Below are 15539 nucleotides of genomic sequence, written 5' to 3' on the forward strand. Positions count from 1 at the left end.
GACCAGGTTACCCGTTAAGCGTCACGGTTTAGCCAGGTCATATACTCCGTAACCCCTTCGGCAACGGTCTTGAAGGGTTTGTCATAGCCAGCGGCGCGTAGGTTGGTCAGATCGGCCTGAGTAAAGGCCTGATAGCGGCCCTTAAGCTTGTCGGGGAACGGAATGTATTCGATGCTTCCCTTCTTATGGAACGCCAGGGTTGCGTCCGCCACGGCCTGGAAGGATTCTGCGCGACCGGTACCGCAGTTAAAGATGCCAGAGACGCCATTTTCCATGAACCAGAGGTTAACCGCTGCCACATCGCCCACGTAGATAAAGTCGCGTTTGAAGCCATCGCTGCCTTCAAACAGTTTCGGGCTTTCACCGTTATTCAACTGGGTATTGAGGTGGAAAGCCACGCTCGCCATGCTTCCCTTGTGCCCTTCTCGCGGTCCATAGACGTTGAAATAGCGGAAACCCACGATCTGCGACTGAGCTTCAGGAAGAATGCTGCGCACATATTCGTCGAACAGAAACTTAGAGTATCCGTAGACGTTCAGCGGCTGTTCGTATTCGCGTGACTCGATAAAGTCACTGGTACGCCCGCCGTAGGTGGCGGCGGAGGAGGCGTAAAGGAATGGGATCTCGCGTTCCAGGCAGTAGTGCAACAGCTCTTTGGAGTACTGATAGTTGTTATCCATCATGTACTTGCCGTCCCACTCGGTGGTGGAGGAACAGGCGCCTTCGTGGAAGATGGCTTCGATATCACCAAACTCTTCACCCGCCATAATCTGGATCAGAAAATCTTCTTTATCCATGTAGTCGGCGATGTTCAGGTCGACCAGATTGACGAACTTGGTGCCGTCTTTCAGGTTATCGACCACCAGAATATCACTGTGTCCAAGGTCGTTCAGAGCCTTAACAATGTTGCTGCCGATAAAGCCGGCGCCGCCGGTTACAATGATCATAAGCGTTAACCTTTAAGAAGTGGGGCCGGGGAACAGTTCCCGACGCTAATGTCTCTTATCATATCATCTCATCGATTACCCGACAGCCGCCGGAAGAGATGATGGTGGTAACTTTGATCTGTTAGTCGTGATTTATGCTGCAAAAAGCATAATCCCTGAAGCGTCATCTCGTATCAGGGTATAGCTTTGAGTAAGATGTGCCACAGTATGCCATGTATGGAGAATCGCAATGCGAGGGGATTTTTATCAACAGTTAGCGGCCGATCTGGATACGGCACGCGCAGAGGGGCTGTTCAAGGAGGAGCGTATCATCACCTCCGCGCAGCAGGCAGATATTACGGTGGCGGATGGTAGTCATGTCATTAACTTCTGCGCCAACAATTATCTGGGGCTGGCCAATCATCCGGCGCTGATTGAAGCAGCGAAAGCGGGTATGGATAGCCACGGCTTTGGTATGGCGTCGGTGCGTTTTATCTGCGGTACTCAGGACAGCCATAAGGCGCTGGAGCAGCAGCTGGCGGCATTCCTGGGTATGGATGATGCCATTCTGTATTCCTCCTGCTTCGATGCCAACGGCGGTTTGTTCGAAACCCTGCTGGGGCCGGAAGACGCCATTATTTCCGATGCCCTTAACCACGCTTCTATTATCGACGGCGTGCGCCTGTGTAAGGCGAAGCGTTATCGCTATGCCAATAACGATATGCAGGAACTGGAAGCGCGCCTGAAAGAGGCCCGCGCGGCCGGGGCGCGTCACGTGATGATCGCCACCGATGGCGTGTTCTCTATGGATGGCGTTATCGCCAATCTGAAGGGCGTTTGCGATCTGGCGGACCAGTATGATGCGCTGGTGATGGTGGATGATTCCCATGCGGTAGGTTTTGTCGGCGCCAACGGTCGCGGCACCCACGAATACTGCGACGTGATGGGCCGGGTAGATATCATTACCGGCACCCTGGGTAAGGCGTTGGGCGGCGCTTCCGGCGGTTATACCGCGGCGCGTAAAGAGGTCGTGGAGTGGTTGCGTCAGCGCTCGCGTCCTTATCTGTTCTCTAACTCCCTGGCGCCGGCTATCGTTTCGGCCTCAATGAAAGTGCTGAAGATGCTGTCGTCCGGCGATGAACTGCGCGAGCGGCTGTGGGCCAACGCGCGTCTGTTCCGCGAGAAAATGACCGCCGCAGGCTTTACGCTGGCGGGGGCCGATCACGCCATTATTCCGGTGATGCTGGGCGATGCGGTTGTGGCCCAGGATTTCGCCCGCGAGCTTCAGAAAGAGGGGATTTACGTGACCGGCTTCTTCTATCCAGTGGTGCCGAAAGGCCAGGCGCGTATCCGTACCCAGATGTCGGCGGCCCATACTCCGGCACAGATTGAGCGCGCGATTGACGCATTTACCCGTATCGGTAAGAAGCTGGGCGTAATCGCCTGAGTCCGAGGATGTCGCAATGAAAGCATTATCGAAACTAAAAGCGGAACAGGGCATCTGGATGACTGATGTCCCTGAGCCGGAGGTAGGTCATAACGACCTGCTGATCAAAATTCGTAAGACCGCGATTTGTGGTACCGATGTTCATATCTACAACTGGGATGAGTGGTCCCAGAAAACCATTCCGGTGCCGATGGTGGTGGGTCATGAATATGTGGGTGAAGTGGTTGGTGTTGGTCAGGAGGTCAAAGGTTTCAGCATTGGCGACCGGGTTTCCGGGGAAGGACATATCACTTGCGGCCACTGCCGCAACTGCCGTGCCGGTCGCACCCACCTGTGCCGTAATACCATCGGCGTCGGTGTGAACCGCCCGGGCTGTTTTGCGGAATATCTGGTGATTCCTGCCTTTAACGCATTCAAAATCCCGGACAATATCTCTGACGATTTGGCCTCTATCTTTGATCCCTTCGGTAATGCGGTCCACACCGCGCTGTCGTTCGACCTGGTCGGGGAAGATGTGCTGGTTTCCGGTGCGGGTCCCATCGGTATTATGGCGGCGGCTGTAGCGAAACACGTCGGTGCCCGAAACGTGGTGATCACCGACGTCAATGAATACCGTCTGGCGCTGGCGCGCGATATGGGGGTAACCCGGGCGGTTAATGTCAGCCAGCAGAGCCTGCAGGATGTGATGGCAGAGCTGGGTATGAGCGAAGGCTTTGACGTCGGGCTGGAGATGTCTGGCGCGCCTGCGGCTTTTCGCACCATGCTGGATACCATGAACCACGGCGGCCGCATCGCGATGCTGGGGATTCCGCCGTCGGAGATGGCTATCGACTGGAATAAAGTTATCTTTAAAGGGCTGTTTATTAAAGGTATCTACGGTCGTGAGATGTTTGAAACCTGGTATAAGATGGCAGCACTCATTCAATCCGGGCTCGATCTCTCGCCCATTATCACCCATCGCTTCTCTATCGATGACTTCCAGAAAGGCTTTGACGCGATGCGTTCGGGGCAATCAGGAAAAGTGATTCTAAGCTGGGATTAAATAAGAAAAAGCCGGGACTCCCGGCTTTTTCTTTGCGATAAATCTCAAATGAAATATTAATTTGTCAGTTTTTGTCATCCTAATAAAGTATACGTAAGCCTGCTTTGCTCTGATATCTTTATTCCTGGTTGGTCGATTAAATTAAGGTTTCTTAATAAATGGCAGTTTTTATGCGATTATTCTGGAAATGGTTGTGCTTAATATTTCTTTAATAAAACTGCGATATTACTAAGCGTACATTCACAGACCACCAGGATTATAATTTAATGAATGATAGCCAAAAACTGAGCATTATTATGCCGTTATATAATGCCGGTAATGACTTCATCGCCTGTATGGATTCACTGCTGGCGCAAACCTGGCGCGACCTGGAGATTATTATTGTTAACGATGGTTCGACCGATAATTCGGGCGAACTGGCGCAGCGCTATGCCGATGCACATGCGCATATCCACCTGATTCATCAGACTAATGCCGGGGCGTCCGTTGCGCGTAACCGTGGGATGGCCGTCGCCAGCGGCGACTACGTGGCCTTTGTGGATGCCGACGACATCGTCTATCCCACCATGTACGAAACGCTGATGAATATGGCGCTAGAAGATGACCTGGATGTAGCTCAGTGTAATGCCGACTGGTGCGATCGCCGTACCGGCCATACCTGGCTGTCGATTCCTACCGACCGCTTGAGCTCCACCGGTGTACTGAGCGGACCCCAGTGGTTGCGTCAGGCGCTGGCCTCAAAGCGCTGGACACATGTTGTCTGGATGGGCGTGTATCGTCGGGAATTAATTAATCAGCTGAAATTACAATTTATTCCCGGGCTGCATCACCAGGATATTATCTGGAGTACCGAATTTATGTATAACGCCAAACGCGCGCGTTATACTGAGCAGCCATTATATAAATATTTCCTGCACGATCAGTCGATAAGTCGGTTGAAACGACGCGGCGGAAAAAATGTCGCCTATCAGCGTCACTATATAAAAATCACGCAGTTGCTGGAAAAAATGAACCGTGACTATGCCGGGAAAATTACCCTGTATCCGGAGTTTCATCAGCAAATTACCCGCGAGGCGTTACGGGTATGCCATGCAGTGCGTAAGGAGCCTTCACCCAGCGCACGTCAGGCGATGATTCGGGAAATTATCGATAGCGGCACCCACCTGCGGATGCTGCGTAATGTACGTAGCCCACAGGTGGGTTACCAGGCTGCACTGTGGCTGACGCGGCTCTGGCGTATGCGTCAGGGCGGCCGACGCGCTATGACACGGGCGATGCGCCGCAGGCTAGCTTCTTTTTGGTAACGTCTGGCTTTCCGATTGCCGGGGGGCGTTGTTCAGGGCGCGTCCCCAGCCCCTCCACTGATTCTGGAAGTAGCTCACCAGCGAACTCTGGCTGAAGCTATCGCTCAACACCTCAAAGAAACGGGTTACCGGCACCGGCTGCAGCGGTTGTTTACTGCTGCAGAGCTTCGCGCCGCCGCGGAACGGGTTGCGCGGCGTGGTGGCCGGAGGCGGCGCCGTTCCCGGCGCTGCAGTACCCAGCTGTGGCTCATTCAGCAGGTCGCTGGGCCGCACCAGTTGAATATCCGGCGGTAAACGGTAGAGCTGCTGCTGGAGTACGCGAACGGTGACCGGATGCGGATGACCGATAGCAATAGCGTGACCGTGGCGCCGGGCAAAGGCAATTGCGCGATCGAACTGATGGCGCACCTCGGCTTCGTCCTGCTTATCATCCAGGAAGATATTACGCCTGACGACCTTAATGCCGGTTCCGGCGGCGGCGCGCGTCGCCTGGGTACTACCGATAGTGACGCTGTCCAGGAAATAGAGCAGGTTATAATTTTCCAGGGTCTGCATCACTTTCTGCATGCCAAACAGGCTGGAGGTCATAGCGCTGCCCATATGGTTATTCATGCCGACCGCACCGGGCACCTTTTGCACGGCGCTGCGGATGATGCGCTCAATTTCGGCACTGCTCATATCCGGGCGCAGCGTATCTTTCTCCAGCGGCTGTTTACTGATGGGCGCCATCGGCAGATGGATAAGCACTTCGTGTCCGGCCTGATGCGCTTTCAGCGCCATCTCCCGGGCATGGGGCGCGTTGGGGAGTACTGCAACCGATACCTGAGCTGGTAGAGCAATAACCTGATTTTCCTGGTGTGGTCGATAACCGAAGTCATCGATAACGATTGCCAGCTTACCGGCGTGGACGGGGGCCGCCAGCGAGAGCGCGGCGGTAAGGGCGAGCATGACGCGGCGAAATTGAGACAAAACTTATCTTCCCAGCCATGGTAGTGGATTAACGGCCTGACCCTGGCGACGGATTTCGAAATAGAGCGAGGGTCTGCCCTGACCACCGCTGTTACCTACCAGCGCGATAGGCTGGCCTGCGCGCACCTGGGTGCCGACATTGACCAGCGCGCTCTGATTATAACCGTAAAGGCTCATATCACCTTTACCGTGCTCCACGACAACCACCAGGCCGTAGCCCTGCAGCCAGTCGGCGAGGATCACCCGGCCATCGGCGATGGCTTTTACCTCGGTACCTTCAGAAGCGCCGATGACGACTCCCTTCCAGCGCAGCTCTCCCTGTAGCTGTTCGCCAAAGCGGTGCAGCAGGGAACCGCGTACCGGCCAACGGGCCTGGCCGCGCGGTGAGCCAAGGCCGCCGGTACGCGCCATCAGAGAGCGTTCGCTTTCGGTCGGTTTGTAGGTGCTGCCTTTGCTCGATGCCTCTTTTTGGCGATCGCGTACTTTCTGCGCTTCCCGGGCTTCCCGTTCGGCTTTGGCCTTTGCCGCAGCGGCGGCGCGTGCGATACGGTCACGCATGCGCGATTCGTTCTGGCGCAGTTCGCTCAGCTGTTGCTGGCCTTTGTGAATCGAAGACTCCAGGCTGTCGACGGTTTTCTTACGCTCGTTGCGGGCTGCTTCCAGGCGACGCTGCTGGGCGCGCTGTTCATACAGCAGCGTCTGTTGACGGGACTGCTTCTCTTCCAGTTCGCTTCTCTGGGCGGCGACCTCAGCGCGGGTCTGCTGCAGACTGGCGATGGTCTCCTGACGAGCCTTATTCAGGTAGCCGAAATAGGCCTGCAGGCGCTGGCCGCGTTGGCTCTCTTCGCCGCTAAGGATCAGTTGAATGCCGGTATGCTGCCCCTGGCGAAACGCGGCGTCGAGCTGGGCCGCAAGATTGCGTTCCTGCTCCTTACGCTGCTTTTCCAGTCGGGCAATAGAGGCGTTCATTTCGTCGATCTGGCTGTTGAGGGAGTCCAGCACTTTTTGGGTCTCGCGCAGCTTACGGGCTGCGGTGGCTATCGCCTTTTCCTGAGCCTGAAGCTGTTCGAGCAGCCTGGCGCGCTGCTGCTGCTGCTGGCGTACCGCACGCTCTTTGGCGGCGATATCCTGCTGGATGGCATTAAGCCTATCGCGATCGTTGGCGTGGGCGGGCGAAAGACATAGCAATACGCCAGCGCAGATCGCACTGGCGTAACTGAGGGACCTGGCAGAGAATCGTCGTCCCGGCTGACAGCCCCTGATGATACTTAAAATCGTCTTTCCCCTCATGGGGAAAGATTATTCCACGATGAACAGCGGCTTACCAGTCATCTCTTGCGGGATTTCCATTCCCATCAGGCTGAGCATGGTCGGCGCGATGTCTGAAAGTTTACCGCCCGCAATGGCATCCACCGCCCGATCGCCGACATAAATCAGCGGTACCGGCAGGTTAGTGTGCGCTGTATGGGCCTGTCCGGTGGACGGGTCGCGCATCTGTTCGGCGTTACCGTGGTCGGCGGTAATCAACAACTGGCCGCCTGCGGCTTCAACGGCCTTCACCACTTTATCGATGCACTGATCCAGAGTTTCCACCGCTTTCACTGCCGCGTCGAACACGCCGGTATGACCGACCATATCACCGTTCGGGTAGTTACAGATGATAGTGTCGTACTTACCGCTGGCAATGGCGTCGGTCAGTTTTTCGGTCAGTTCCGCAGAGCTCATTTCCGGCTGCAGGTCGTAGGTGGCCACCTGCGGCGAGTTGATCAGGATGCGATCTTCGCCAGCGAAAGGTGATTCAACGCCGCCGTTAAAGAAAAAAGTAACGTGAGCATATTTTTCCGTTTCGGAAATACGCAACTGGGTTTTATCGTGTTTCGCCATCCACTCGCCGAAGGTGTTGAGCAACGCGGTGGGGGGATAAGCGCAGGCGGTTTTGATGTCAGCTGCATATTCGGTCAGCATTACGAAATCGCAGAACTTAACCACTTTTTTGCGGGCAAAGCCGTCGAAGTCGGCATTCACAAAGGCGCGAGCGATCTGGCGGGCACGGTCGGCACGGAAGTTCATAAAGATCAGCGCGTCGCCGTCTTCCATCGCTACGGCTTCTTCGCCAGCGGCGCGAATCACGGTGGGCTTCACGAATTCGTCGTTTTCGTCGCGGGCATAGGCGGCCTGCAGACCGGCAACGGCGTTGTCCGACTGGAACTCGCCTTCGCCCAGAGTCAGCAGGTCATAGGCCAGCGCTACGCGATCCCAACGGTTGTCGCGGTCCATGGCGTAGTAGCGGCCGATTAGGGTCGCTATACGGCCTTTGCCCAGTTCGGCAAACTTGTCGGAGAAACGCTTCAGGGAAGATTCTGCGCTACGCGGCGGGGTATCTCGGCCATCCAGGAAGGCGTGCAGATAGATTTTTTCCGCTCCGCGTTCGGCTGCCAGTTCAACCATTGCCATAATATGGTCTTCGTGGCTGTGTACGCCGCCAGCAGAGAGCAGGCCCATGATGTGCACGGCCTTGCCTGCGGAAACGGCGCGGTCAACCGCGCCAGTCAGCGCCGGGTTGGCAAAGAAAGCACGATCTTTAATTTCCACATCCAGGCGGGTGAGATCCTGGTAAACAACGCGACCAGCCCCCAGGTTGACGTGACCCACTTCGGAGTTACCCATCTGGCGGTCAGGCAGCCCCACTTCCAGCCCGGAAGCATCGATCAGCGTATGGGGGCGGCTGGCCCACAGACTATCCATGACCGGCGTGCGGGCCTGGGTGATTGCGTTATCCTGCTGATCTTCGCGATAGCCGTAGCCATCCAGAATCACCAGCACCATGGGTTTTTTTGAAGCCGACATTGAAAAACCTCATACGTCAGAGATAAAAAATTGGCGTAACTTTACTACAGAAGCGGCGCAAAAATAGCCGCAGAAGATCAAAGAAAGGGGCCGGAATGGCGGGGATTCCTCGGCGGATGATGGTTTTTTTACGTAACAGGCCGCAGAAACGCGATTACCTCCCGCTCCCTGGCTGTATTTGACACAGTGCACAGGTATACTCCCCAACGGGTTTTTTTATCTACATCATCAGTCGGGAGTTGTTACCCCCCATGCAAGAGATTATGCAATTCGTTGGCCGCCACCCCATACTTAGTATCGCGTGGATTGCGCTGCTGGCGGCCGTGCTATACACCACATTTAAAGGGCTGACCTCGAAAGTGAAGGTCATTACCCGTGGCGAGGCGACGCGCCTGATCAATAAAGAAGAGGCCGTTGTGGTCGATCTGCGTACCCGCGATGAGTTCCGCAAAGGGCATATCCCCAGCGCGCTGAACCTGCAAACCGCCGAGATCAAAAACAATAACTTCGGTGAGCTGGAAAAACACAAATCCAGCCCCATCATTATTGTTGATGCTAACGGCGTGAATGCGCAGGAGCCTGGCGCTCTGCTGAACAAAGCCGGTTTCGAGCGTGTCTTCGTGCTGAAAGAGGGGATCGCTGGCTGGAGCGGGGAAAACCTGCCTCTGGTACGCGGCAAAGGGAAATAAGACCAGTTATTTAGGGGTGATCATGGCTCATATTGAGATCTACACCAAAGCCACCTGTCCGTTTTGCCACCGCGCCAAAGCGCTGCTGGAAAGCAAAGGTGCCGCTTTTGACGAACTGCCCATCGACGGTGATGCGGCAAAGCGTGAAGAGATGATTGAACGCAGCGGCCGTACCACGGTACCGCAGATTTTTATTGATCAGCAGCATATTGGCGGCTGCGATGATTTATACGCACTGGATGCGAGCGGCGGGCTGGACCCTCTGCTGCGCTGATGCGGCCACCAGGAACTTCACTCTGAAACGTTGGGGTGCACACGGCGGCGGCAATAGGCGGGCGCCAGGAGTGTGGCCTGAGGTATGACGAGGATATTAAGGACATTACTGTAAAGGGTTAATTATGTCAGAGCAAAACAACACCGAAATGACTTTCCAGATTCAGCGCGTTTACACGAAGGATATCTCTTTCGAAGCGCCGAATGCACCTCAGACCTTCCAGAAAGAGTGGGAGCCGGAGGTGAAACTGGATCTGGATACCGCCTCCAGCCAGCTGGCGGATGATGTCTATGAAGTGGTTCTGCGCGTAACCGTGACCGCTTCACTGGGCGAAGAGACCGCATTCCTGTGCGAAGTTCAGCAGGCGGGTATCTTCTCTATCGGCGGTATCGAAGGGACTCAGATGGCTCACTGCCTGGGCGCATACTGCCCGAATATTCTGTTCCCGTACGCCCGTGAATGCATCACGAGCCTGGTTTCCCGCGGCACCTTCCCGCAGCTGAACCTCGCGCCGGTAAACTTTGATGCGCTGTTTATGAACTACTTACAGCAGCAGTCTGGCGAAGCAGGTGAGCAAGAACATCAGGATGCCTGATGAACACCATTAATGCGTCAATGACAGTGATCGGTGCCGGCTCTTACGGCACCGCTCTCGCCATCACCCTCGCAAGAAACGGCCACGATGTCGTTTTGTGGGGGCACGATCCCAACCATATCGCTACGCTGCAGCACGATCGCTGTAATGCTGCCTTTCTTCCCGATGTCCCCTTTCCCGATACCCTGCACCTTGAAAGCGACCTCGCTACGGCGCTGGCCGCCAGTCGTGACATTCTGGTCGTGGTGCCGAGTCACGTCTTTGGTCAGGTGTTAGGGAGTATTCGTCCGCTGTTGCGCGACGATGCCCGTCTGGTCTGGGCAACCAAAGGGCTGGAAGCCGAAACCGGTCGTCTGCTGCAGGATGTGGCGCGTGAAGTCCTGGGAGATCGGATCCCGCTGGCGGTAATTTCCGGGCCGACCTTTGCTAAAGAGCTGGCCGCCGGGCTGCCGACGGCGATTGCCGTTGCGGCGACCGATGACGTCTTTGCCAGCGATCTCCAGACGTTGCTGCACTGCGGCAAGAGCTTTCGCGTCTATCGTAACCACGACTTTATCGGCGTGCAGTTGGGCGGCGCGGTGAAGAACGTTATTGCCATTGGCGCCGGGATGTCTGACGGCATCGGCTTTGGGGCGAATGCCCGCACGGCGTTAATTACCCGTGGCCTGGCAGAAATGTCGCGTCTTGGAAGCGCCCTGGGGGCCGATCCTGCCACCTTTATGGGGATGGCCGGGTTGGGCGATCTGGTGCTGACCTGTACCGATAACCAGTCGCGTAATCGACGTTTTGGCATGCAACTGGGGCAGGGGGCGGATGTCGACAGCGCCCAGCAGCAGATTGGCCAGGTGGTGGAAGGCTATCGCAATACCAAAGAGGTTCGCGAGCTGGCGGCCCGCTGTGGCGTCGAAATGCCAATAACCGAGGAAATTTATCAGGTATTGTATTGCGGAAAAAATGCGCGCGAGGCAGCATTAACGCTACTGGGTCGTGCGCGTAAGGACGAGAGTCACTAACGGAGCGCAAATCATATAATCATGCGGCCGGGCGATTACGATGGGATCGTCAGCGCCGCTGTTTTTGTCTGGAGAGAGCAATGTTGTGTGAAGAAGTCGAACTGGTCTGGAATAACATCAAAGCCGAAGCCCGGGCACTGGCCGATTGTGAGCCGATGCTGGCCAGTTTTTATCACGCAACGCTGCTAAAACACGAAAGCCTCGGCAGCGCGCTGAGTTATATGCTGGCGAATAAGCTGGCATCACCGATTATGCCTGCCATCGCCATTCGTGAGATGGTGGAAGAGGCCTACGCGGCCGACCCGCAGATGATCGCCTCCGCCGCCTATGACATTCAGGCGGTACGTACCCGCGATCCGGCGGTGGATAAGTACTCCACGCCGTTGCTGTATCTGAAAGGGTTCCATGCGCTGCAGGCGCATCGTATCGGTCACTGGTTGTGGAACCAGGGGCGCAGGGCGCTGGCGATTTTCCTGCAAAATCAGGTTTCGGTTTCCTTCCAGGTCGATATTCACCCGGCGGCGAAAATCGGTCGCGGCATCATGCTCGACCATGCGACGGGCATTGTGGTGGGTGAAACCGCGGTGATTGAAAACGATGTCTCCATTCTGCAGTCGGTGACCCTGGGCGGTACTGGCAAAACCAGCGGCGATCGCCATCCCAAGATTCGCGAAGGCGTGATGATTGGCGCGGGTGCTAAAGTGCTTGGCAATATCGAAGTGGGGCGCGGTGCCAAGATTGGTGCGGGTTCCGTTGTACTTCAGCCGGTGCCGCCTCATACCACCGCGGCGGGCGTGCCGGCACGCATCGTCGGGAAACCCGGCAGCGAGAAGCCGTCGATGGATATGGATCAGCACTTTAACGGTAACTGGAACGGCTTCGAATACGGCGACGGGATCTGATCCCGATAGCAATTCCGGATCAGACCGGATCCCGCAATACGGTGCCGGGATACCCTAACTGGCGCCAGGCCTCATAGACCACAACTGAGACGGCATTCGACAGATTCATGCTGCGGCTGTCCGGCACCATCGGTATGCGAATCTTCTGCTGTGGGGGGAGCGCATCCAGAATGGTGGCGGGAAGGCCGCGGGTTTCGGGGCCGAACAGCAAGTAATCTCCTTTCTGATACTTCACGGCGCTGTGCGCTGGCGTCCCTTTGGTCGTCAGGGCAAACAGTCGTTGCGGGCGTTCATTCTCAAGAAAGGTAGGGTAGTCGCGATGGCGGGTGACCGCGGTAAATTCGTGATAATCCAGCCCTGCGCGACGCAGGCGTTTATCGTCCCAGGTAAAGCCGGTTGGCTCAATAATATGCAGCCGGAAGCCGGTATTAGCGCATAGTCGGATGATATTCCCGGTGTTAGGTGGGATTTCAGGTTCAAATAATACGATATTCAGCATGGACGCCCCCTTCTGGAAGGGGGGCAAGGATAGCAGGTTTTTACGCTGTCTGCCCCTCTCCGGGTAGAGAGGGGCAGATATCAGGTGCGCTGATACAGCGGTAGCCAGAGCGTCAGGCGCAGGCCGCCCAACGGGCTGTCGTCGGCCTTAACCCAACCGCGATGCTGTTGTACGGCGGTCTCAACAATGGCCAGCCCCAGGCCGGTACCACCCGATTCCCGATCCCGGGCTTCATCGGTACGGAAGAAGGGACGGAAGATCTGTTCGCGGTCTTCGGGACTCACTCCCGGACCGTCGTCGTCTACCGTCACGGTAATTCCCTGGTTATCCACCGAGAAGTTAACGGCGATTTGGGTATGCGAGTAACGCAGCGCATTACGGACGATATTCTCCAGCGCGCTTTCCAGTGCATTTCGGTTGCCGTAAATCTGCCACGGGCCAGGCGGATAGGTAATTTCGAAGGATTTTCCTTTCTGCTCGGCTTCGAAGGCGGCGTTATCCAGCATCTCTGCCCACAGCTGATTGGCCTTGAGCGTTTCGCTGACCAGCGCATTTTTCTGCTGACTGCGGGACATGACCAGTAGATCGTTGATCATGCTGTCCAGACGCTGTGCTTCAGTCTCTATCCGCTCCAGTTCTTTGCTTTCGCCGCTGCGGCGACGTAGCAGGGCCGTACCCAACTGCAGGCGGGTTAGGGGAGTGCGCAGCTCGTGGGAGATATCCGACAGTAGCCGCTGCTGGCTGGTCATCATGCGCTCCAGCGCCGTCACCATCTGGTTAAAGCTGGCGCCAGCGGCCAGGAACTCCTGGGGACCCGCTTCCAGTTCCGGATGTTGGCGCAGGTTACCCTGTGCGACTTCATCGGCGGCGTTCTTCAGCTTACGGGCGGGTTTCGCCAGACTCCAGGCAAGCCAGAGCAGCAATGGTGCGCTGACCAGCATGGTGACGATAAGTAGCAGTAACGGGCGATCGAACAACAGGTTAATAAAATCGGATTGCGAACTACTGGCCGGGCGGATCAGGTAGAGCTGATAGTTATCTTCACCGTCGCGAACCGAGAAAGGGCCGACCAGTTCAACGCGGCCATATTTTTTCTTCTGCGGGTGATCGGCGTTGTCCGCCTGACCAATAAAGTTGCGGATAATCTGCATTTCGTTGCGCTGGGCGCCGATGACGCGCCCTTCGCTTGTGACCAGCAGCAGACGCTGCCCCGGTGGGGCCCACTTATCGATGGCGCGGAACAGACGACGCCACCACATCAGATCATTGGGGGGATCGTTTGCCAGCTCCGCTTCCACGTGCTGTTCAATCATAATGCCCTGGCGATGCTCGCTCTCCATCAGCTCTGTCATTTGACGGGAGTCCAGCTTGGGCAACATCAGTACCAGCATTAAAACCAGCGCGAGCGTTAACCAGAATATGGCAAAAATACGCGCTGTAAGACTACTTATCATGAAGCGGACACCATCAGGTAGCCCCGGCCGCGCAAGGTTTTAAACCACGGTTGGCCGTCCTTACGCTCCGGCAGTTTGCGGCGCAGGTTCGATATGTGCATATCGATTGCGCGATCAAACGGCGTCAGGCGCTTGCCCAGTACTTCCTGGCTCAGGTGCTCGCGAGAGACCACCTGGCCCAGATGCTGTGCCAGCAGGTACAGCAGCGTAAATTCGGTGCCTGTCAGCTCCAGGGTCTGGCCTTCAAAGTTGGCCTCCTGGCGGCCGGGGTTAAGGCTCAGAGCGTCTACTTCCAGGGTTGGGGAACCGCTAACTTCGCTGCTCTGCTGCTCGCTCCAGTGGGAGCGGCGCAGGATTGCGCGAATACGGGCCACCAGTTCACGATCGTTGAATGGTTTCGGCAGATAGTCGTCCGCACCCAGTTCAAGGCCGAGAACGCGATCCAGCTCGCTACCGCGCGCGGTCAACATAATCACCGGCGTTTGATGTGTTTGTCGTAGCTCTTTAAGGGTGTCGATACCGTTCTTCTTGGGCATCATCACGTCGAGCAAAAGCAGGTCGATGCTATCATCAAGGAGGTCGAGAGCCTGTTCACCATCGTGAGCAACAAGCACGTTGAAGCCTTCCATGTCGAGCAATTCCTTTAGCAGGGAAGTCAGCTCTTTATCATCATCGACTAACAGGATTTTATTCATTTTTAATACCTCCGAGGCAGAAATTACGTCATCCAGCACGGCTAATCCATGACTTTACGTTGTTTTACACCCCCTGACGCTTGTTTGCAGCGAGAATCGTAGACTGGCCCTCGTTGAATCGCAGCACAGTATTTTGGGAGCAAGTGATGCGCATTGTTACTACTGCCGTCATGGCCTCTACGCTGGCTCTAACGGCCTTAACCGGCCAGGCTGCTGAAGCCGTCAAGAGTGGCGACTGGCATTCCGCTAAAGACCTGGAGTCTCAAGGCAGCAGTGTTCAGGGCCATATGTTTGATGGCATTAGTTTAACCGAACATCAGCGCCAACAGTTGCGCGATCTCATGCAACAGGCCAGACACGAGCAGTCTCCTGTTAATGTTAGCGAAATCGAGACCATGCATAAGCTGGTCACGGCAGAAAAATTTGACGAAAGCGCCGTGCGCGCTCAGGCCGAAAAAATGGCTCAGGAACAGGTTAAGCGCCAGGTCGAAATGGCCAAAGTTCGCAACCAGATGTTCCACCTGTTAACGCCAGAGCAGCAGATGATTTTAAACAACAAGCACCGTCAGCGTATGGAGCAAATGCGCGACCTGGCGGAGATGAAACCGAGTTCCGGATTACGGCTTAGTAGCAGCGGTAATCAGCGTCACCAGTAACAAACCTGTTTTCCTTGCCATAGACACCATCCCTGTCTTCCCCCGCTTTTAGCGGGGTTTTTTTTATCCTTTTTTTCGTCGTCTGTCGCCTGAAAAAGTTATGGAAACCATAAAAAAATAGCTAAAGGTTAATAATGGTCTGTTTTTACCGTTTTATCGCGTACTGGTGCGGAAAAAGTTTGTGGTATAAGGCCGCTTTCGAACGCTGACCCGTAAATGAAATTTTC

Annotated in this window: 16 protein-coding genes; 9 read left to right on the plus strand and 7 right to left on the minus strand. The window is 55.8% G+C overall.

Going from position 1 to position 15539, the window contains the following annotated elements; all coding sequences use genetic code 11:
* Positions 1-14: 14 nt before the first annotated feature.
* Complete coding sequence (rfaD, locus tag SCU88_RS00470; RefSeq protein WP_138095146.1) at positions 15-947, minus strand: ADP-glyceromanno-heptose 6-epimerase; 933 nt, start codon at positions 945-947, stop codon at positions 15-17.
* A gap of 229 nt (positions 948-1176) precedes the next feature.
* On the opposite strand from rfaD, the gene kbl reads away from it, so the two are divergent.
* The 3 genes from kbl to SCU88_RS00485 all read left to right on the plus strand — a co-directional run bounded on the left by kbl (position 1177) and on the right by SCU88_RS00485 (position 4719).
* The gene (kbl, locus tag SCU88_RS00475) at positions 1177-2373 is read left to right on the plus strand and encodes a glycine C-acetyltransferase (protein ID WP_175341272.1); all 1197 of its coding nucleotides are present in this window, start codon (positions 1177-1179) and stop codon (positions 2371-2373) included.
* A gap of 16 nt (positions 2374-2389) precedes the next feature.
* Positions 2390-3415: an L-threonine 3-dehydrogenase gene (tdh, locus tag SCU88_RS00480; RefSeq protein WP_175341271.1), complete on the plus strand. Its 1026-nt coding sequence runs from the start codon at positions 2390-2392 to the stop codon at positions 3413-3415.
* Between the two features lie 266 nt (positions 3416-3681).
* Positions 3682-4719, plus strand: coding sequence for a glycosyltransferase (locus tag SCU88_RS00485; RefSeq protein WP_175341270.1), 1038 nt, complete (start codon positions 3682-3684; stop codon positions 4717-4719).
* Here the strand turns inward: SCU88_RS00485 and SCU88_RS00490 are convergent.
* From SCU88_RS00490 to gpmM, 3 genes are read right to left on the minus strand one after another with little or no spacing between them, the layout of a single operon-like run.
* The gene (locus SCU88_RS00490; RefSeq protein ID WP_175341269.1) at positions 4702-5688 is read right to left on the minus strand and encodes a divergent polysaccharide deacetylase family protein; all 987 of its coding nucleotides are present in this window, start codon (positions 5686-5688) and stop codon (positions 4702-4704) included. The genes SCU88_RS00485 and SCU88_RS00490 overlap by 18 nt on opposite strands.
* A gap of 3 nt (positions 5689-5691) precedes the next feature.
* On the minus strand, positions 5692-6978 hold the full coding sequence (gene envC, locus SCU88_RS00495; protein WP_138095151.1) for a murein hydrolase activator EnvC: 1287 nt from the start codon (positions 6976-6978) through the stop codon (positions 5692-5694).
* 9 nt (positions 6979-6987) lie between these two features.
* The gene (gene gpmM, locus SCU88_RS00500; protein ID WP_138095152.1) at positions 6988-8535 is read right to left on the minus strand and encodes a 2,3-bisphosphoglycerate-independent phosphoglycerate mutase; all 1548 of its coding nucleotides are present in this window, start codon (positions 8533-8535) and stop codon (positions 6988-6990) included.
* A gap of 251 nt (positions 8536-8786) precedes the next feature.
* Between gpmM and SCU88_RS00505 the strand changes: the two genes are divergently transcribed.
* The 5 genes from SCU88_RS00505 to cysE all read left to right on the plus strand — a co-directional run bounded on the left by SCU88_RS00505 (position 8787) and on the right by cysE (position 12008).
* Complete coding sequence (locus SCU88_RS00505) at positions 8787-9224, plus strand: rhodanese-like domain-containing protein (protein WP_138095153.1); 438 nt, start codon at positions 8787-8789, stop codon at positions 9222-9224.
* 22 nt (positions 9225-9246) lie between these two features.
* Entirely contained in the window at positions 9247-9498 is a 252-nt protein-coding gene (gene grxC, locus SCU88_RS00510; protein WP_138095154.1) for a glutaredoxin 3, read from the plus strand.
* Between the two features lie 124 nt (positions 9499-9622).
* Complete coding sequence (secB, locus tag SCU88_RS00515) at positions 9623-10093, plus strand: protein-export chaperone SecB (RefSeq protein WP_175341268.1); 471 nt, start codon at positions 9623-9625, stop codon at positions 10091-10093.
* A complete protein-coding gene (gpsA, locus tag SCU88_RS00520; protein WP_138095156.1) occupies positions 10093-11106 on the plus strand; it encodes an NAD(P)H-dependent glycerol-3-phosphate dehydrogenase in 1014 nt (337 codons plus the stop codon). Before secB ends, gpsA begins: the two co-directional genes overlap by 1 nt.
* An 80-nt stretch (positions 11107-11186) precedes the next feature.
* Positions 11187-12008 (plus strand): serine O-acetyltransferase, encoded by an 822-nt coding sequence (gene cysE, locus SCU88_RS00525; protein ID WP_175341267.1) that lies wholly within the window; start codon positions 11187-11189, stop codon positions 12006-12008.
* 19 nt (positions 12009-12027) lie between these two features.
* Here the strand turns inward: cysE and trmL are convergent, their stop codons facing one another.
* From trmL to cpxR, 3 genes are all read right to left on the minus strand, one after another.
* Positions 12028-12507 (minus strand): tRNA (uridine(34)/cytosine(34)/5-carboxymethylaminomethyluridine(34)-2'-O)-methyltransferase TrmL, encoded by a 480-nt coding sequence (trmL, locus tag SCU88_RS00530; RefSeq protein WP_175341266.1) that lies wholly within the window; start codon positions 12505-12507, stop codon positions 12028-12030.
* 80 nt (positions 12508-12587) lie between these two features.
* The gene (gene cpxA / locus SCU88_RS00535) at positions 12588-13961 is read right to left on the minus strand and encodes an envelope stress sensor histidine kinase CpxA (RefSeq protein WP_175341265.1); all 1374 of its coding nucleotides are present in this window, start codon (positions 13959-13961) and stop codon (positions 12588-12590) included.
* Complete coding sequence (gene cpxR / locus SCU88_RS00540) at positions 13958-14656, minus strand: envelope stress response regulator transcription factor CpxR (protein WP_138095160.1); 699 nt, start codon at positions 14654-14656, stop codon at positions 13958-13960. The genes cpxA and cpxR overlap by 4 nt, the downstream gene beginning before the upstream one ends.
* A 146-nt stretch (positions 14657-14802) precedes the next feature.
* Here cpxR and cpxP point away from each other — a divergent pair, with 146 nt between their 5' ends.
* Positions 14803-15312, plus strand: a complete 510-nt coding sequence (gene cpxP, locus SCU88_RS00545; RefSeq protein WP_138095161.1) for a cell-envelope stress modulator CpxP — start codon at positions 14803-14805, stop codon at positions 15310-15312.
* Positions 15313-15539: the final 227 nt, after the last annotated feature.

It is taken from the genome of Jejuibacter sp. L23 (genome assembly GCF_050815825.1).
GTDB lineage: Bacteria > Pseudomonadota > Gammaproteobacteria > Enterobacterales > Enterobacteriaceae > Jejubacter > Jejubacter calystegiae.